20 protein-coding genes are annotated in these 17,621 nt (G+C 64.7%); 5 read left to right on the top strand and 15 right to left on the bottom strand.

Annotation, left to right across the window (positions count from 1 at the left end; translation table 11 throughout):
- Positions 1-118: 118 nt before the first annotated feature.
- The 4 genes from ACWAT4_RS15640 to ACWAT4_RS15625 are packed head-to-tail and all read right to left on the bottom strand — an operon-like array spanning position 119 to position 3,673.
- Positions 119-1,282 carry an ABC transporter permease gene (locus tag ACWAT4_RS15640; RefSeq protein ID WP_212303074.1) on the bottom strand — a complete coding sequence of 388 codons (1,164 nt, stop codon included), beginning with the start codon at positions 1,280-1,282 and terminating at the stop codon, positions 119-121.
- Positions 1,279-2,208 carry an ABC transporter ATP-binding protein gene (locus ACWAT4_RS15635; RefSeq protein WP_212303073.1) on the bottom strand — a complete coding sequence of 310 codons (930 nt, stop codon included), beginning with the start codon at positions 2,206-2,208 and terminating at the stop codon, positions 1,279-1,281. The genes ACWAT4_RS15640 and ACWAT4_RS15635 overlap by 4 nt, the downstream gene beginning before the upstream one ends.
- Complete coding sequence (locus tag ACWAT4_RS15630; RefSeq protein ID WP_212303072.1) at positions 2,205-2,993, bottom strand: HlyD family secretion protein; 789 nt, start codon at positions 2,991-2,993, stop codon at positions 2,205-2,207. Before ACWAT4_RS15630 ends, ACWAT4_RS15635 begins: the two co-directional genes overlap by 4 nt.
- On the bottom strand, positions 2,990-3,673 hold the full coding sequence (locus ACWAT4_RS15625) for a TetR/AcrR family transcriptional regulator (RefSeq protein WP_249148899.1): 684 nt from the start codon (positions 3,671-3,673) through the stop codon (positions 2,990-2,992). Before ACWAT4_RS15625 ends, ACWAT4_RS15630 begins: the two co-directional genes overlap by 4 nt.
- 107 nt (positions 3,674-3,780) lie before the next feature.
- On the opposite strand from ACWAT4_RS15625, the gene ACWAT4_RS15620 reads away from it, so the two are divergent.
- The 3 genes from ACWAT4_RS15620 to ACWAT4_RS15610 are packed head-to-tail and all read left to right on the top strand — an operon-like array spanning position 3,781 to position 5,003.
- Complete coding sequence (locus ACWAT4_RS15620; protein WP_212303070.1) at positions 3,781-4,116, top strand: ArsR/SmtB family transcription factor; 336 nt, start codon at positions 3,781-3,783, stop codon at positions 4,114-4,116.
- Positions 4,113-4,577: an SRPBCC family protein gene (locus ACWAT4_RS15615; protein WP_449730868.1), complete on the top strand. Its 465-nt coding sequence runs from the start codon at positions 4,113-4,115 to the stop codon at positions 4,575-4,577. Before ACWAT4_RS15620 ends, ACWAT4_RS15615 begins: the two co-directional genes overlap by 4 nt.
- Positions 4,578-4,589: 12 nt before the next feature.
- A complete protein-coding gene (locus ACWAT4_RS15610) occupies positions 4,590-5,003 on the top strand; it encodes a GFA family protein (RefSeq protein WP_212425240.1) in 414 nt (137 codons plus the stop codon).
- Between the two features lie 10 nt (positions 5,004-5,013).
- Here the strand turns inward: ACWAT4_RS15610 and adhP are convergent, their stop codons facing one another.
- Together adhP and ACWAT4_RS15600 are read right to left on the bottom strand one after the other, a co-directional pair.
- Complete coding sequence (adhP, locus tag ACWAT4_RS15605) at positions 5,014-6,039, bottom strand: alcohol dehydrogenase AdhP (RefSeq protein WP_212303067.1); 1,026 nt, start codon at positions 6,037-6,039, stop codon at positions 5,014-5,016.
- Positions 6,040-6,181: 142 nt separating this feature from the next.
- On the bottom strand, positions 6,182-6,592 hold the full coding sequence (locus ACWAT4_RS15600) for a DUF2000 family protein (protein ID WP_212425241.1): 411 nt from the start codon (positions 6,590-6,592) through the stop codon (positions 6,182-6,184).
- A 200-nt stretch (positions 6,593-6,792) separates the two neighbouring features.
- Here ACWAT4_RS15600 and ACWAT4_RS15595 point away from each other — a divergent pair, with 200 nt between their 5' ends.
- Positions 6,793-8,583, top strand: coding sequence for a CYTH and CHAD domain-containing protein (locus tag ACWAT4_RS15595; RefSeq protein WP_449730867.1), 1,791 nt, complete (start codon positions 6,793-6,795; stop codon positions 8,581-8,583).
- A gap of 20 nt (positions 8,584-8,603) precedes the next feature.
- On the opposite strand, the gene ACWAT4_RS15590 is transcribed toward ACWAT4_RS15595, so the two are convergent.
- From ACWAT4_RS15590 to ACWAT4_RS15550, 9 genes are all read right to left on the bottom strand, one after another.
- A complete protein-coding gene (locus ACWAT4_RS15590; RefSeq protein WP_212303064.1) occupies positions 8,604-8,993 on the bottom strand; it encodes a DUF4189 domain-containing protein in 390 nt (129 codons plus the stop codon).
- A 238-nt stretch (positions 8,994-9,231) separates the two neighbouring features.
- A complete protein-coding gene (locus tag ACWAT4_RS15585; protein WP_212425244.1) occupies positions 9,232-10,836 on the bottom strand; it encodes an NTP transferase domain-containing protein in 1,605 nt (534 codons plus the stop codon).
- Complete coding sequence (locus ACWAT4_RS15580; protein ID WP_212425245.1) at positions 10,833-11,534, bottom strand: XdhC family protein; 702 nt, start codon at positions 11,532-11,534, stop codon at positions 10,833-10,835. Before ACWAT4_RS15580 ends, ACWAT4_RS15585 begins: the two co-directional genes overlap by 4 nt.
- A gap of 2 nt (positions 11,535-11,536) precedes the next feature.
- The gene (locus ACWAT4_RS15575) at positions 11,537-11,860 is read right to left on the bottom strand and encodes an XdhC family protein (RefSeq protein WP_008564652.1); all 324 of its coding nucleotides are present in this window, start codon (positions 11,858-11,860) and stop codon (positions 11,537-11,539) included.
- Between the two features lie 10 nt (positions 11,861-11,870).
- Positions 11,871-13,073 (bottom strand): vWA domain-containing protein, encoded by a 1,203-nt coding sequence (locus tag ACWAT4_RS15570; RefSeq protein WP_212444378.1) that lies wholly within the window; start codon positions 13,071-13,073, stop codon positions 11,871-11,873.
- A 139-nt stretch (positions 13,074-13,212) separates the two neighbouring features.
- Positions 13,213-14,121 carry an AAA family ATPase gene (locus ACWAT4_RS15565; RefSeq protein WP_188095444.1) on the bottom strand — a complete coding sequence of 303 codons (909 nt, stop codon included), beginning with the start codon at positions 14,119-14,121 and terminating at the stop codon, positions 13,213-13,215.
- Positions 14,122-14,181: 60 nt separating this feature from the next.
- Positions 14,182-14,988 carry an FAD binding domain-containing protein gene (locus tag ACWAT4_RS15560; RefSeq protein ID WP_212303060.1) on the bottom strand — a complete coding sequence of 269 codons (807 nt, stop codon included), beginning with the start codon at positions 14,986-14,988 and terminating at the stop codon, positions 14,182-14,184.
- Positions 14,989-15,021: 33 nt separating this feature from the next.
- A complete protein-coding gene (locus ACWAT4_RS15555; RefSeq protein ID WP_212303059.1) occupies positions 15,022-15,507 on the bottom strand; it encodes a (2Fe-2S)-binding protein in 486 nt (161 codons plus the stop codon).
- 138 nt (positions 15,508-15,645) lie between these two features.
- Positions 15,646-16,092 carry a CoxG family protein gene (locus ACWAT4_RS15550; protein ID WP_212303058.1) on the bottom strand — a complete coding sequence of 149 codons (447 nt, stop codon included), beginning with the start codon at positions 16,090-16,092 and terminating at the stop codon, positions 15,646-15,648.
- A 169-nt stretch (positions 16,093-16,261) separates the two neighbouring features.
- Here ACWAT4_RS15550 and ACWAT4_RS15545 point away from each other — a divergent pair, with 169 nt between their 5' ends.
- The gene (locus ACWAT4_RS15545; protein ID WP_212303057.1) at positions 16,262-17,617 is read left to right on the top strand and encodes a 3-carboxy-cis,cis-muconate cycloisomerase; all 1,356 of its coding nucleotides are present in this window, start codon (positions 16,262-16,264) and stop codon (positions 17,615-17,617) included.
- The last annotated feature ends 4 nt before the right edge of the window (positions 17,618-17,621 follow it).

Below are 17,621 nucleotides of genomic sequence, written 5' to 3'. Positions count from 1 at the left end.
TCATTCCGGGGCGACGCGACGGGACCGCGAAACGCAGCCCGGAGCAGCGAACCCGGAATCTCGAGATTCCGGGTTCGCACTTCGTGCGCCCCGGAATGACGCCAGAGGACATTGTGCCTCAATCCAGCGTGCGGCGGAAGCGCGTCACGGCGATGGTCATGGCGACCAGCATCAGCGCAGCCAGCGCCAGCGCATCGAAGCGCAGATTTGGCATGGACGCGCCCTTCAGCATGATGGCGCGGACGATGCGGATGTAGTGCGTCAGCGGCAGGCATTCGCCGACATATTGCGCCCAATTCGGCATGCCCGCGAACGGGAACATGAATCCGGACAAGAGAATGCTTGGCAGAAAGAACATGAACGACATCTGTATCGCCTGCAGCTGATTCTGCGCGATGGTGGAGAACGTGTAGCCGATCGCGAGATTTGCGGCGATGAAAAGGGTCGAAAGTGCCGCCAGCAGAAACAGATTGCCGAGCACCGGAACGCCGAACAGGAACACTCCAATATTGACGATCAGGAAAGCCTGGATGAATCCGACCAGGATGTAGGGAACGATCTTGCCGATCATCACCTCGACCGGCTTGATCGGCATCGACAGGAGGCTCTCCATGGTGCCGCGTTCAATCTCGCGCGTCACCGACAGTGCCGTGAAGATCAGCATCGTCATGGTGAGGATGGTGCCGACCAGTCCCGGCACGATGTTGAGCCGCGATTCCGCGGCCGGATTGTAGCGCGCGTGCGCGCGTATCTCGAACGGCGGTGCCGGGGGGGCGCCGATGTAGAGATCGTGCGCGAGCGCGGTCTGCACGATCATGCCGAGCGAGCCGAGCGCGGAGCTTGCGGCGACCGGATCGGTCGCGTCGGCGGCGACCAGCAGCGCCGGCTTGTCGCCGCGCCGCACCGCGCGTTCGAAGCCGCGCGGGATCTCGACGCCGAATAGCACCTTGCCCGACTTCAGGAGATTGTCGAACTCGTCGACGTCGTGCACCTCGTAGATGAAGCGGAAATAGGCGGTATTCTCCAACGCCTTCAGGACCGAACGAGCGAGATCGGAGTCCTCCTGGAGCAGCACCGCGCTTGGCAGATGGTGCGGCGTGGTGTTGATGGCATAACCGAACAAGAGAAGCTGCATCACCGGAATCGCCACGATCATCGCAAACGAGACGCGGTCCCGCCGAAGCTGGATGAACTCCTTCGCCATCATGGCATAGGAGCGGCGCCAGAAGCCGAAGCGGCCGCGGATCTCCCCGATGGCGTCGGTTGTCCGGATTGTGCTCATTGGAAATTGTCCTTGGAGCGGCCCATCAGCTCGATGAAGACGTCTTCCAGCGATGGATGCGACTTCTGCCAGTGCAGGCCGCTCTTCTCGCGCCACGGCGCGATGCTGGCTTCGAGTGCCGCCAAGTCGCGGCCCGAGACGTGCAGCGAGGTGCCGAACGGGGCCACCATGTCGATCCCGGGCTTGCCGGCGAGCTCGGCGGCGAGGCCATTCAACTCGCCGGTGACGGTATAAGTCGCCAGCGCGGATTTCGCGATCACCTCATCGACGGTGCCGTGCGTCAAGAGATGGCCGTAAGCGATATAAGCGATCTCGTGACAGCGTTCGGCCTCGTCCATGTAATGGGTCGAGACCAGCACGGTGAGCCCTTCGGCCGCGAGCGCGTGGATCTCGTTCCAGAAATCGCGCCGCGCCTTCGGATCGACGCCGGCGGTCGGCTCGTCGAGCAGCAGCAGCTTTGGATTGGGCAGCGTGCAAGCCCCTAGCGCCAGCCGCTGCTTCCAGCCACCGGAGAGCTCGCCTGCGAGCTGATCCTCGCGACCCGAGAGCCCGAGCCGCTTGATCATGTCGCGCGCCGCGCCGCGCGCATCCGTGAGGCCGTAGAGCCGCGCGACGAATTCGAGATTCTCCCGCACCGAGAGGTCCTGATACAGGCTGAAACGCTGGGTCATGTAGCCGACCTGGCGCTTGATCTTTTCGGCGTCGCGCAGGATGTCGTAGCCGAGGCAGGTGCCCTCGCCGCTGTCGGGCGTCAGCAGGCCGCAGAGGATCCGGATGGTCGTGGTCTTGCCCGAGCCGTTCGGCCCAAGGAAGCCGTAGATCGAGCCACGCTTCACCTGCATCGACAGATCGTGCACGACCTCGCGGCCGCCGAACGATTTCGTCAGGCCCTTGACGTCGATCGCGATGTCATTGCCGGCGCTCATCGCTTGTCCGCCACCGGAGTCTTCGGGTTGAGATAGACGTCGATCGGTTGTCCGACCCGCAACGCGTCCGGCCGCGAGGGCCGCGCCTGGATCAGGTAGACGAGCTTGTTGCGCTCTTCGAGGCTGTAGATCACCGGTGGGGTGTATTCGGCCGAGGTCGCGATGAAATAGATCTTTGCGGTGAGATCGGCGGCGCAATTGTCGCAGGCCACCCGCACCTCGTCGCCGATCGACAGTTTCGGCAGCTCCGTCTCCGGCACGAAGAAGCGCAGCTTCATGTTGCCGGGCGGCATGATCGAGAGCACCGGTCGTTGCGCCGCCACCATCTCGCCCTCACGGAAATAGATCTGCTGGATGGTGCCTGCGACAGGCGCAAATCCCTTGCGCCGCGCCAGCCGCGTCTGCGAGGTCACCACCCGCGCCTGCGCAACCCGCAAGTCCGAGACCGCGGAATCGAGCGCGGCTTGCGTGCCTGAGCCGGTCTTGCGCAGGGAATCCGCGCGATCGAACACCTGTTGCGCATTGGCCAGCGTCGCCTTGGTCTGGTTGAGATCGGCAAGCTGGAGATCGTCATCGACCGAATACAAGGCGTCGCCAACCTTCACCACGTCGCCTTCGCGGATGTCCAGCTTGATCACCCGCCCGGCTTCGTCCGGGCTGACATAGATCATGTCGGCTTCGACCCAGCCCTGGAAGCCGGGATCGCGCTTCTCCTTGCAACCGGCAAGCGATGTTGCAAGCACGACGGCCAATACGATTGCAGATATCCTTTGCGACGACCTCATGTCGTCCTCCGTTCGCCAAAAATCAAGTCGAGATGGACACGCAGCATGTCCTGCGCGTCGAGCGGCGCGTACCGTGCAAACAGGCTCTGCCAGATCACGGCGATCATCGCCGGCGCAACCAGGATCTGCGGGAAGCGCGCAAGGTTCTTCTGGTGGATCTCGCCGCGGGCGATGCCGAGCTCGATCAGCGCGCGCATGCCGGCCATCCCGCGCGAGACCACCTCACGGTAGTAGAAGTCGGCAACGGCCGGAAAGCGCGGCCCCTCCGCCACGATCAGGCGGACGAGATCTCCGCGCCGCGTGCCCATCACCTCCTTGATGAAGTTGCCGGCAAACGCCTCGATCAGATCGCGTACCGAGCCCGTCGGCGGCGGCAGCGCATTCAGCCTCGCCACTACGGGCACGATCACCGTGCGCACCAGCTCCTCGAACATCGATTCCTTGTCCTTGAAGTGCAGATAGATCGTGCCCTTCGCGACGCCTGCGCGCCTGGCAATGTCGTCGAGCCGCGTCGCGGCAAAGCCGCGCGCAATGAATTCCTCCATCGCTGCCTCGACGATCGCCGCACGTCGTTCCGCCGCGCGCGCAGCGCGGCTCGACGCGGGAGCAGCCGCTTCCCCGCCAGCCTCGGGGGTGTGAGTTGCTGGCTTCGCAACCGCTCTGGTGGACTTCTTTGACATTGTTTATTTATGACTGACTAGTCAGTCATAGTCAATCAGCATCCATGCCCGAGACACGCAAACAAATTAGCATTGACTAATGAATTAGCGATTGCTAATTGATTAGCATGATCGAAGCCGTCCCCAATCCTGTCACCGCCGTGATGCGCGCCCTCGCCGATCCAACCCGCCGCGCGGTGTTCGAGCGCGTCTTCGACAGCAAGGAGATCAGCGTCGCCGAGCTGACGCGCGGCAGCGGCGTCACGCAGGGCGCGATCTCGCAACATTTGAAATCGCTGAAGCAGGCCGGCCTCGTCGCCGAGCGCGCCGAGGGCCGCAACGTCTATTACCGCGCCGCCCCGCAAGGCCTCGAACCGTTGGTGACCTGGATGGATCATTACGGCGTGTTCTGGCGCGAGCGCTTCCAGAACCTGCGTGACCTCTTGAAGGAGATCGACCCGTGAGTGCAGCTGCGTTGAAAACCGAGACCAAAGACATCGTCATCGATGAGGTGCTCCCTCATGCGCCGGAGACCGTCTGGAAGGTGCTGACCAATGCGCAACTGATCGCGCGCTGGCTGATGAAGCCGACCGGTTTCGAAGCCGTCGAAGGTACGGCTTTTACCTTTCAAACCACGCCGGGCGGCAATTGGGACGGCGTCATTCATTGCCGTGTTCTGGAGGTGGTGGCTGGCAGGCGTCTCGTCTACGCCTGGAAAGGCGGCCATGAGCGCAACACCGGCTATGGCGCACCGCTCGACACCGTCGTGACGTGGTCCCTCACCCCGGTCGAATCCGGCACGCGAATCCAGCTGATTCACGCGGGCTTCGTCATGCCCAGGAACGAGAGCGCGTACAGTGTCATGAGCGGCGGCTGGAAGAAGGTCGTCCGGCAGCTCGACGAGATCAGCGGCGAAGGCAGTTGAGGAGCCATCACCATGGACAAGCCCTATACCGGCGGCTGCGCCTGCGGCGCGATCCGCTATTCGATCACCGGCGAGCCTCTGTTCAGCAACCACTGCCAGTGCCGGGACTGCCAGCGTGAAAGCGGCACCGGCCATGGCTCGTACGCCACCTTCGCGCGCGCCGGGGTCACGGTGACGGGCAAGGCCAAGACATGGGACATGGTTGGCGACAGCGGCAACGTGAAGACGCGCGCCTTCTGCCCCGAGTGCGGCTTGCCGGTCTACATGACCTTTGCCGCCATGCCCGACATCTTCACCATCCGCGCCGCGAGCCTCGACGAGCCCGCGCGCTACAAGCCGCAAGTGGTCACCTACGCCGCGCGCGGGCATGACTGGGATCATCTCGATCCCGGCCTCGCCAAGTTCGAGACGATGCCGCCGGGCTGAGGCGAAGGCCTCAGCCAAAGTCGAGCACCATGCGGCCGTCGATCTTGCCGGCCTTCATCCGGTCGAAGACGTCGTTGATCTCAGCCAGCGGCACCTTCGCCACCTCAGCCTTGACCTTGCCGTCGGCGGCGAACGCGATGGCTTCGTCGAGATCCCGGCGCGTGCCGACGATGGAGCCACGCACGGTGATGCGCTTGAGCACGACGTCGAAGATCGGCGTCGGGAATTCGCCCGGCGGCAGGCCGACGAGGCTGACGGTGCCCTTCCGGCGCACCATCTTCAACGCCTGAGCGAAGGCAGCGGTCGAGACCGCCGTCACCAGCACGCCGTGCGCCCCGCCGCCGGTTGCCGCAAGGACATTGTCCACGGCGCCCGCCGCAAGCGCGTTGACCGCGAGATCGGCACCGGCCTCCCGCGCAAGCGCGAGCTTGTCCGCGGCGATGTCGACGGCTGCAACCTTGAGCCCCATCGCCTTGGCGTATTGGATCGCGACGTGGCCGAGGCCGCCGACCCCCGAGATCACGACCCACTCGCCGGGCCTGGCCTCGGTCTCCTTCAACCCCTTGTAGGTGGTGACGCCAGCGCACAGGATCGGCGCAATAGCGGCAAAATCGATCGTCGCCGGCAGCTTCGCCGCAAAGGCGGCGGAGGCAATGACGTATTCAGCAAAGCCGCCGTTCACGCTGTAGCCGGTGTTGTGCTGGTGCTCGCACAACGTCTCCCAGCCGGTCTCGCAATATTCGCAAGACATGCACGCGTCGTGCAGCCAGGCCACGCCCACGGCGTCGCCAACCTTCAGATTCTTCACGCCGGGCCCGAGGGCGGCGACGATGCCGGCGACTTCATGCCCGGGAATGAAGGGCGGAACCGGCTTCACCGGCCAGTCGCCGGTCGCGGCGTGCAGATCGGTGTGGCAGACGCCGCAGGCCTTCACCTTGACGAGAACCTCGCCCGGACCGGGCTCCGGCACCGCTACGTCCTCAATCACCAGCGGCTTGCCAAATTGTCTGACGACGGCGGCTTTCATGGTCGGCATCTGATCTGCTCCTTTGCATTGCGCGAGCAGACTAGCGAAGCCACACAGTCCCCGTTTGATTGGGGTCAAACCGCACAAACTTTACGCAGCGCGGTGTCCTCATCACGTCCTGGTGACGGCGCCACGATGGACGCTGCTGGCGTCAGCTATGGAACTTCAGACCATCGATAATCTTGTCAATCACCTTGCGCTCGGCGCGCATCGCAATGCCGACGAGATTGAGATCGGCACGCGCGACCGCCCTCACCGCCTCGCGATTGGCGGCGTCATGCGTGGTCTTGAACATGTCCTCGGTATAGACCGCTGGCATGACGTTGCGGGTGAGCGCACGGTCGAGTGCGCGCGACAGCGCCGGACCATCAGCACCATAGATCAGGATCGGCTGACCAATCAGCGCAAGATATTTCGTGCCCGAGGCATCCTCATAGGCATCGCCTATGCACTCCGGAAAGGCAGCCGCAATGCCGCTCGTCAGGAACGAGGCAACATTGAGCTTTTGCCAGACTTCCAGATCATTGCGGATGACGACGGCAATCTTGGTGTCGAACTGCATGAATTCTCCCAACACACATCCAAGCGCCGGGAAAGAAACGAAGATTCTGCGCGCACCGACGCTCGACATGAACGTAACCTGGATTGACCCATCGATCACAGCTCGGAAATTTCAACGGAGATGCGACCGGCTGCGCTTCTCCTCGCTGGCCAAGTCGGGTATACGTCGGCGCTCTGTCACTGAACTGTCATAAACCTTGCATGTCCGAAACTGGCGCGATCAAGCGAGCCCTCGAACCCGTGCAGCGGCTTGCGAAGGCCAACGGTCATCCGGTCCCGGACGACAGAAGGACATCTGGCACCTTCACCGTTCCGTCCGCGGGCGAGGCAACCGGTTCCGAACTCCCTGACAATGAATCTTCGCGTAACGAGTCTGTTCAGGCCGACCGCTCGACTGACGAAGCGCGCATAGCAACGGCCGCGCCGGAAATTGCTCCTTCCCGCGAGGTCGCGCCGCAAGCCAGCGAAATCGAGCTCAAGCTGCTGGTCGCCGCCGATCGCCTCGCCGATTTCGGCAACGCGCCCGTCATTGTCGCAAACGCGCGCAACAAAGGCTCGCGTAAGCACCTCAGGGCCGTCTACTACGATACGCCCAAGCGTGCGCTTCAACGTAACGGACTGAACTTTCGGGTTCGCCAGAGCGGTTCGCGCTTCACGCAAACGGTGAAGACCGAATCTGGCAACGATCCGCTGCGGCGCGGCGAATGGGAGGCGAGCGTGCCTTCCATGACACCCGACGTCGCGCTGGCGCTGCTCTTCCTCCCGGAGAAACTACGCGCCGATCTCGCGCGCCGTCCACTCGAAGCGGTCTTCAGCACCGACATTCGCCGGCATCAACGCATCGTCGACCTGCCGTCGGGCTCGGTCGAAATTGCCTTCGACCAGGGCCATCTGACCGCCGGCGATCGGTCGCTTCAGGTCAGCGAGATCGAACTCGAGCTCAAGGCTGGCAACCCGTCCGCCATCTGGGAGCTCGCACTCCGGCTTGCCGAGCATGGGCCGGCCAGGCCTTCCATTCGCAGCAAATCGGCGCGCGGCTTCGAGCTCGCGTCGGGCGTCCCGCCGGCCGTCAGAAAGCCGCGCAAGCTTCGGCTCGATCCATCCTCGTCGCTCGACGAGACTTTTGCCGCGATCCTGCGCGCCTGCCTGCATCATCTGCTCCAGTCGATTCCAGCCGCCGAGGATGGACGCGATCCGGAAGGCATCCACCAGCTTCGCGTCGCGCTGCGCCGCCTGCGGTCCGCGCTGGACCTGATGCGATCGGTGGTATCGCTGAACAAGCTCGACCTGTTGCGGTCGGAGGCCAGATGGCTGGCGCAAAATCTCTCGCCCGCGCGTGACTGGGACGTCTTTCAGCAAGACACATTGCGCATCGTCGCGAAAGGCTGCCCTTCGATCGCGGGCTTCGACACGCTTGAACACGCCGTCGAGCAGCGCCGGGTCGCGAGCTACGACAAAGTGCGCCAGGTGCTGGCCGATCGCCGCACGTCGTATTTCCTGATCGGCCTTGGCGGCTGGATCGAAGCGCGCGGATGGCGCAGCGACGTCGCGCCGGAACATCTGGGCCAACTGGCCGAGCCCGCGACCAATTTCGCCCAACGCATCCTTTCGGCCCACCACGCCAAGGTGCTCAAGCGCGGCCGCCGTTTCAAATCACGCAGCACGGAAGAGCGACACCGGGTCCGGCTTGCCGCGAAGAAACTACGCTACGTCGCTGATTTCCTGCTGCCGCTTTACGGCGAACGAAAATCCGCCAAGCGCTTTTCGAGCAAGCTCGCCGAACTGCAACAGCAGCTCGGCATCTACAATGACATGGCGACGACGGCGTCACTGCTCGCAGACATTGGTCCGGAGTCAGGCAGCAGCACTGCCGCAGCAGCCATCGCCGGCTGGCAGGCGCACGCCATGGTCGGCGTCGAGCCGCGCTTGAACAAGGCCTGGTCGGAGTTCGTCAGAACGAAGGTGCCCTGGTCGACCGGCGCCGGGGCCTGATCGGCCGCTTCAGCCCTTGATCAACCTTTGGCGTCGCAGGCCCAGGCGCGGATCACGCATTCCTTGCCGCCGTATTTGTAGCATTCGCGCGTGGCGGCATTGAGCGTGGCCGAGATCTTCGGCTTCACGGCGTAGCCATAGGCGCCGCAGGGGTTGGTCATATCGACCGACATCGCCGCACAGGCGCGCTTCATCGTTACGGTCGTGCAGTCGCCCTTGCACTGCTTCTGCGCAGCGGCACGCGCCTCATGCTCGGCACCGTAATCATAGGCCTGGCCGTAAGCGCCGCACTTGCCGACGGCAAATGCGCCGGCCGCGTGGGCTTCGGTGATATAACGGGCGCCGGCGACACCAACCGACAGCGCAAAGAAAAACATCGCGCAACGGCGCGCGACGACGTTCGAAGCCATGGAAAACCCCTCCCCCCAAGGCAGGTGGACGGGACTCTAAGCGGCGGTCGTTTCCAGATGGTGAACGAGTGGTTGAAATCAGTGATCTGGAATGTGTCACCACGGAAACGGTGCCGGTGGGCAAAGCGACTTGTCCGCCGTAGCTCGAAGAGCGAAAGCGGAAGCGTGCCCACCAATTCAACGAGCCTAGCGGAGAAGATGGTGAGACGGCGCTGTGCGCCTTTGCCCTACGGCAGCGTCACCCGCGTCTTGCGGCTTCCAGCGCTTGCGGGGTGTCGATATCGAGGAAGGCGCCCTCGCCATCTACAGGCACTTCGGCGACCGCTTCGGTGTGCTTGGCGATCAGGTGTCGCGCGCCGACGTCGCCGTCGAGCGTCATCAATTCCTTGAAGAAGCGGCGCGACCACAGCACGGGATTGCCGCGGCGCCCTTCGCTCACGGGCACGACGATGAGATTGCCGCGGTCCGGCGCAAAGCCGTCGATGAGACGGTCGATCAGGCCGGCGTCGATCAGCGGCATATCGCCGAGGCAAACCACCGCGCCGTCGCACGCGTCAGACACAGCCGCGATGCCGGCCTTCACCGAGCTTGCGATGCCGCCGGCGAAATCCGGATTCTTGACGAACCGCACCTTCAGGCCTTGCAGCGCTTGCTCGACCAGCTCGGTCTGATGGCCCGTGACGACGATTACCTCGGAGGCCTTGGACGCGAGCGCCTGCTCGGTCGCGATCCGCACCAGCTTCTTGCCGTCGAGCTCGGCGAGCAGCTTGTTCGGTCCGCCCATGCGGGTCGAGCGGCCCGCCGCGAGCACGATGGCCGCGACCTGGCTGTTGCCCTCGGTCTCGGGCTGCGCGCGCGGCTGTGGCCGCGTCACGATCTCCATCAACAGCCCGCCGACGCCCATGCCCATCAGTTCGGCGCGCGTCACCTTGATGCCGGCGAGCAGCCGCATCAACACCCAATCGAAGCCGTTCTCGACCGGTGATCTCGCGCAGCCCGGTGCGCCCAGCACCGGCACGCCATCGGCGCGCGCGATCAGCAAGAGATTGCCGGGATCGACCGGCATGCCGAAATGCTCGATCTCGCCGCCGATGCCCGTGACGGCTGCCGGGATCACGTCGCGGCGGTCGGCGATCGCCGATGCCCCGAACACGATGACGAGCTCGGCGCCAAGTCCGAGCAACTCCTTGATCGCAGCGGACAGCGCATGCTCGTCATGCTGGACGCGCCGCTCCGCGATGATGCTGGCGCCGGCTGGTGCGAGCCGTTCGGCGGTCACACGCAGCGTCTTGTCGATCACCTTGGACGACAGGCCCGGCAGCAACGTCGAGACCACGCCGACGCGCTTGATGACGTAAGGCGCGATCTTCAGCACGTCCTTGCCCGCGGCTTTCACCGCGGCATCGCGCAAGTCTCCTTCAACCCCGAACGGGATGATCTTGACGGTGCCGACCATCTCGCCTTCGACCACCGGCTTGTAGGCGGCGAGCGTCGCGAAGGTGATGGCTTCGTCAATATTGTTGATACGGTCGACCGCGGCGCGGTCGATCACCAGCAGACCCGGACGTGCGGCAAACAGATTGGCGCGGCCGGTGAAAGCACGCTCGACATGAATGCCCTCGCCGCCGATTGCAAGCGCGATGCTGGCGGCCGCGACGTCCTCGGAGACGTCGCCCGCCTCCATCCGCACCACGACGATATCCTTGATGCCGGCGCGCTCCAGCGCCTCGACTTCGGTGCGTCCGATCGTCGTGCCTTTCTTCAGCACCAGCGGACCCTGGCGCAGGGTGTGGACGGTCACCCCGCCGATCGCATCCCTGGGGTTCGCCGGGCCGAACTTCATGCCGCTACTTCTTTTTCTTTGGGTGGCAGCCGAAGCACCGCCGTGATCTCGGCCATGATCGCCACCGCGATCTCGGACGGCGAGACCGCGCCGATCGCAAGGCCAATGGGCGCATGGATGCGCGCGATATCGCTGTCCTTGGCGCCCTGCGCCCGCAGCCGGTCGCCGCGCTTGGCATGCGTCTTCCGCGAACCGAGCGCACCGATATAGAAGCAGTTGCGCTCGAAGGCGTGCAGCAGCGCGGGATCGTCGATCTTCGGATCGTGTGTCACCGCGACAAAAGCCGTGTAGGCATCGACGTTGAGCGGCGGCAGCGCCGTGTCGGGCCACTCGGCGACAAGCGGAATATCGGGGAAACGCTCGGCGCTCGCAAACGCCGTGCGCGGATCGACCACGGTAACGTCATAGCCGAGCGAGCGCGCCAGCGGGGCCAGCGCCTGGCTGATATGGACCGCGCCGACGATGACGAGCTTTGCGGTCGGCGCGTAGACATTGAGGAACAGCTTCTTGCCGCCGGCCTCGACATTGGCGCTTTTGCCCATGCGGAGTTGCTTGTCCAGCTCGGTGCGCAGCGGGTCTTTGGCAAAATCCGCAGCTTTCACCAGGCGCTGCTCGCCGCTCTCGGTGTCGGTCACCAGAATGGCGGGCCGGCGCGCGGCGCGCTCGGCGTTGAGTTCGTGCAGGATCGCGAGCTTCACGGCTAGCCAACCTTCTCGACGAAGACGCGGATGGTGCCGCCGCAGGACAGCCCGACGTTCCAGGCGGTCTCGTCGGCGACGCCAAACTCGAGCATTTTCGGCTTGCCGCTCTCGATCACGTCCATGGCCTCGGTGACCACGGCGCCCTCGACGCAGCCGCCGGAGACCGACCCCAGGAACGTGCCCTCGTCATTGATGACCAGGCTCGAGCCCGCCGGACGCGGCGCCGAGCCCCAGGTCTCCACAACCGTAGCCAGCGCGACGCCACGGCCGGCCTTCTGCCAGTCCTCCGCCGCCTTCAGGATATCCTCGTCGCGATCGAGCATGGTGGACCTCTCAAGCTGCGGAGCGGATCAGGCTGCGGTGATGCGGCGGCAACGGCCGGGAGAGCGTGCTGATCAGCTCGTGGATCGAACTCAAATTATGCACGGGCCGGAATTCGTCAACGTGCGGGAGCATCATTTTGATGCCCTGGGCCTTGGCCTCGAAGCCGCCGAACCGCAACAGCGGGTTGAGCCAGATCAGCCGCCGGCAGGAGCGGTGCAGCCGGTCCATCTCGAAGGCGAGCTTGGAATCGGCCTCCCGCTCCAGCCCGTCGGAAATCAGCAGCACGATGGCGCCCTGGCTCAAGACGCGCCGCGCCCACAACTTGTTGAAGTTGTGCAGCGAGGTCGCGATCCGCGTCCCGCCGGCCCAGTCCTCGACCGAGGCCGAGCAGCTCGCCAGCGCCTCGTCGGGATCTCGCTGTCGCAGCGCGCGGGTCACATTGGTGAGCCGGGTGCCGAACAGGAACACCGAGACGCGCTTGCGCGCGTCACCGATGGCATGCAGGAAATGCAGGAACAGGCGGGTGTACTCGCTCATCGAACCGGAGATGTCGAGCAGCGCTACGATCGGCGCCGGCTTCTCGATCCGTCCAAGACGATGGATGTCGATGATGTCGCCGCCGGTGCGCAAGGACGCGCGCAGCGTGCGGCGCATGTCGAGCCGCAGGCCGCGCGGATCGGGCTGGTGCCGGCGCGTCAGCAGCTCGGCTTGCGGCAGGCGCATCATCTCGATGGCCCGGAGTGCTTCGGTGATCTCGGCTGCGCTCATCTGCGCAAAATCCTTCTTCTGAAGGATCTCCTTGTCGGAGACCGACAGGCGCAGGTCCTGCTCCTGGTGCTGCGGCGTCTCGGTCATGCGCGGCTGCGACATCGCCTCCTGCACGCGGCGCGAGCCGGCCTGCGGCTTCTTCTTGGCCTGCTCCGGCAGCGGCACCGAATCCAGCATGTGCTTCCACTCTTCCGAGGCGCGGAAGAACAGGTTGAAGGCCTGCTTGAAAATCAGCGCGTGCTCGTGGCGCTTGACGAAGATCGCCTCCAGCGTGGTGAAGACGTCGGCGCGGTTGCCGATGTCGATCACCTGCAGCGCGCTCATGGCATCAATGACCGCCCCCGGTCCCACCGGCATGCCCGCAGAGCGCAGCGCGCGGGCGAAGCCGACGATGTTGTCGGCGAACTGTTCGGTTTGCTCGGGGGCGAGGTGATTGATGGCCATGGTGTTCAGCACTCTCAGTCGTCATTCCGGGGCGATGCAAAGCATCGAACCCGGAATCCATAACCACGATCGGGAGTATGGATTCCGGGCTCGCGCTACGCGCGCCCCGGAATGACGAGTTCGCTATGACGCACGGGCGTCAATTCTCGCTCGTCGCTTCCTTCAACACCTTCTGCAAGGTGTCGCCCTGCATCCGCGTGATGTCGTCCTGGTATTTGAGCAGTGCACCAAGCGTGTCGCCGACCACTTGCGGGGTCAGCGAGCGGGCGTCCAGCTCGGACAGCGCGGTCGCCCAGTCGATGGTCTCGGCAACGCCCGGCGACTTGTAGAAATCCTGGTTGCGCAGCGCCTGCACGAAGCGCACGACCTGCTGCGACAGTTTTGCCGAGATCCCGGGCACGCGCGTCTTGACGATCGCGAGCTCGCGCTCGGCGGCGGGATAGTCGACCCAGTGATAGAGACAGCGCCGCTTCAGCGCGTCGTGGATCTCGCGGGTACGGTTGGAGGTGATGATGACGATCGGCGGGTGCGGCGCTTTCACGGTGCCGAATTCGGGGATCGTCACCTGAAAATCGCTGAGGATTTCGAGCAGATAAGCCTCGAACGCCTCGTCGGCGCGGTCGAGCTCGTCGATCAACAGCACCGGCGGGCCGGCGACATCAGGCTCCAGTGCCTGGAGCAGCGGCCGCTTGATCATGTAGCGGTCGGCAAAAATGTCGCTCGAGAGCTGCTCACGATCGGTGTCGCCGGCAGCTTCCGCCATCCGGATCGCGATCATCTGCGCGGCGCTGTTCCATTCATAGACCGCGGAGGAGACATCGAGGCCTTCGTAGCACTGCAGGCGGATCAGCTTCCGCCCCAGCGCCGCCGACAGCACTTTTGCGATCTCGGTCTTGCCGACGCCGGCCTCGCCCTCCAGGAACAGCGGCCGGCCCATGCGCAGCGAGAGATACGTCACCGTCGCCAGCGACCGCTCGGCGAGATAGCCGCGCGAGGTCAGAAGTTCGAGCATCGCATCGACCGATGCCGGCAGGGTCGCTGAAGTCATGAGTAAGCCAGTCTCGCTACGCCCTCACCGGGACAAGTTTGGCCGAGGCGTGAGATTCACTCACTCCTTGGCGTTGGCGGCATCAACGGCCCGCCGCGTCAGCACGCCGATGAGATGCGCGCGGTATTCGGCGCTGCCATGGATGTCGCTGTTCAGCCCTTCCGCCGGCACCTCGATGCCGTCAAGCACTTTCGACGAGAATCGCTTCTTGAGCGCCTCCTCGAAAGCCTCGATTCGGAACACGCCGTCCGAGCCGGCGCCAGTCACGGCGACCCGCACGTCCGAGGGACGCCGCGCCACGAACACACCGACCAGCGCATAGCGCGAGGCCTGGTTACGGAACTTGATATAGGCGGCCTTCTTCGGCAGCGGGAACATCACCTTGGTGATGATCTCGTCGGCTTCCAGCGCGGTCGAGAACAGGCCCTGGAAATACTCTTCCGCCTTGAGACGACGCTTGTTGGTAACGATCGTCGCCCCCAACGCGAGCACCGCGGCCGGATAGTCCGCGGTCGGATCGTTGTTGGCGAGCGAGCCGCCGATCGTGCCCTTGTGGCGCACGGCGGGATCGCCGATTCCGCCGGCAAGGCTGGCGAGCGCCGGGATCGCCTCGCCGACGACGGCCGAGGTCGCGACCTCGGCGTGCTTGGCGGTGGCGCCGATCACCAGCGAACGGCCCTTCATCTCGATCGTGTTCAGCCCCTCGATATGGGAGAGGTCGACCAGATGCGGGGGACTTGCGAGCCGCTGCTTCATCACGGGAATCAGCGTGTGACCGCCGGCGATCACCTTGGCGTCCTCGTTCTTCACCAGGAGATTGGCGGCCTGCCGGACGGTCCCGGGCCGATGGTATTTGAATTCGTACATCTGGATGTCCTGATCGCGGGATGCGTGTGCGCTTTAGGCGAGATCGGAATTCGCCATCGCCTTTGCGCCGGCGGCGATCGAGGCGACGATGTTCTGGTAGCCGGTGCAACGGCAGAGATTGCCCTCTAGTTCTTCCCGGATCGTATGGTCGTCGAGCTCGTTGCCCTTGCGGTGAACGATGTCGATTGCGGTCATGATCATGCCGGGCGTGCAAAAACCGCACTGCAGGCCATGGTGCTCGCGGAAGGCCTCCTGCATCGGATGCAGCGGCGCACCGTCGGCGGCCAGCCCCTCGATGGTCTTCACCTCATGGCCGTCGGCCATCACAGCCAGCGTGGTGCAGGACTTCACGGCCTTGCCGTCGAGATGCACGACGCAGGCGCCGCACTGCGAGGTGTCGCAGCCGACATGGGTGCCGGTCAGGCGCAGATTCTCGCGCAGGAACTGCACCAGGAGCGTACGCGGGTCGACATTGGCCGTAACAGGATTGCCGTTCACGATGAGGGAGATTTTTGCCATAAGCACTCTCTATCAGCGCCCCGACGAGTCCCGTCGAAGCGGTTCTTTTTTATAATTATTCCAACCCATCATATGGGCCATTATGTCCGGGGGCAACATCACCCCAGGCGCACGCGGCCATGACGAAAGCGAGGGCGTTCAGCCCTGTACCGCCTTGGCGAAGTTCGCGAAAAATTCGTCGGCCAGCTTCTTGGCGGCGCCGTTGATCAGGCGCTGCCCGAGCTGCGCCAACTTGCCGCCGATCTGCGCCTCGACGTCATAGGAGAGCAGCGTACCGCCGTCCTTCTCGGCGAGCCTCACGGCCGCGCCGCCCTTGGCGAAGCCGGCCACCCCGCCCTCGCCTTCGCCCGAGATCTTGTAGCCGTTCGGCGGGTCGAGATCACTCAGCGTCACCTTGCCCTTGAAGCGCGCCGACACCGGCCCGACCTTCATTTTCGCGGTCGCACGAAATCCGCCGTCGTCGGTCCTCTCCAGCTCCTCGCAGCCGGGGATGCAGGCCTTCAGCACCGCGGGGTCGTTGAGCTTCTCCCACACGGCCTCACGCGGCGCCGCAAGCTGGACTTCGCCGTTCATTGTCATGGCCATGGGGTGCCTCCCGAGATCACCGAATAATATTGCTCAAGTAACGCACGAAGGCCGCAAAGGAAAGGGCAGCCTCCGGTCACGTGCAATGCACGTTCGCACCTGCAAAAAGTCTTGTGCGGCCGGTCAGGGATTGGCAGAGCCGGGGCATGGTGATTAGGTCCCGCGCAACATGAGCACAGCCCTCTCCCCCCTGCTTGCGCCGATGCTGTCGAGCGCGGCCATGCGCGCCGTCTGCGACGACCGGTCGACGCTGCAGAACATGCTCGATTTCGAGGCAGCCCTGGCCCGGGCCGAGGCCGCCATAGGTTTGATTCCGAAGGCGGCGGTGGGCCCGATTGAAGCAGCCTGTAAGGCCGATACCTTCGACATGACCGGCCTGGCGGAGGCCGCGACGCGATCCGGCAATCTCGCAATCCCCCTGGTCAAGGCACTGACCGCCAATGTCGGCAAGGCCGATTCCGAAGCCGCGCGCTACGTGCATTGGGGCGCGACCAGCCAGGATGTCATCGACACCGCCACCATGCTGGGCTTGCGCGCGGCAATCGAGGTGCTGGACGCCGACCTCAGCCGCGCCATCAAGGGCTTTGCGACACTTGCCCGCACCCATCGCAATACCGCGATGGTGGCGCGGACCTGGCTTCAGCACGCGCTCCCGATGCCGTTCGGGTTGAAGGCCGCCGAATACGCCGCGGGCCTCGCCCGTGCCCGCTGCCGCCTGCGTCGGCTCTCCCGCGAGGGTCTCGCGCTCCAATTCGGCGGTGCCGCCGGCACGCTCGCGGCCCTCGGCGACAAGGGGCTCGCGGTTGCCGAACGGCTGGCGCAGGAGCTGAACCTGCCGTTGCCGGAAGCGCCCTGGCACACCCATCGCGACCGCATCGCGGAGGCGGCTTCAAGCTTCGCGATTCTCGCCGGCACCTGCGGCAAGATCGCACGCGACGTCTCGCTGATGATGCAGACCGATGTCGGCGAAGCCTTCGAGCCCGCCGGCGAAGGCCGGGGCGGCTCCTCGACCATGCCGCACAAGCGCAACCCGGTCGCCGCCGCAAGCGCCCTTGGCTGCGCGACCATGGCCCCGCAGCTCGCCGCAACGATTTTGGCAGCCCAGGTGCAGGACCACGAGCGCAGCGCCGGGCCCTGGCATGCGGAATGGCCGACATTGCCGCAATTGATGCTGGTCACCTCGGGCGCGCTCGCCGCCATCGTCGACATCGCCGAAGGTCTCGACGTCGATGCCGCGCGCATGCGCAGCAATCTCGACGCGACGCACGGACTGATCATGGCGGAAGCGGTCACCTTTGCGCTCGCCGACAAGATCGGCAAGAGCGATGCGCATCATCTGATCGAGGCCGCGAGCAAGCGCGCGGTTGCCGAGAAGAAGCATCTGCGCGAGGTGCTCTCGGCCGATTCGCAGGTCACCGCGCATCTGACGCCGGAGAAAATTGCGGCATTGTTCGAGCCGATGGCCTATCAAGGAGCTTCTCAAGCTCTGATCGACCGGCTGCTCGACAGCCTAGAGCGCGAATAAATAT

It is taken from the genome of Bradyrhizobium sp. T-1 (assembly GCF_053592855.1).
Note: the sequence above shows the minus strand (reverse complement) of the source record. Positions and strands in the feature narration are given on the sequence as shown.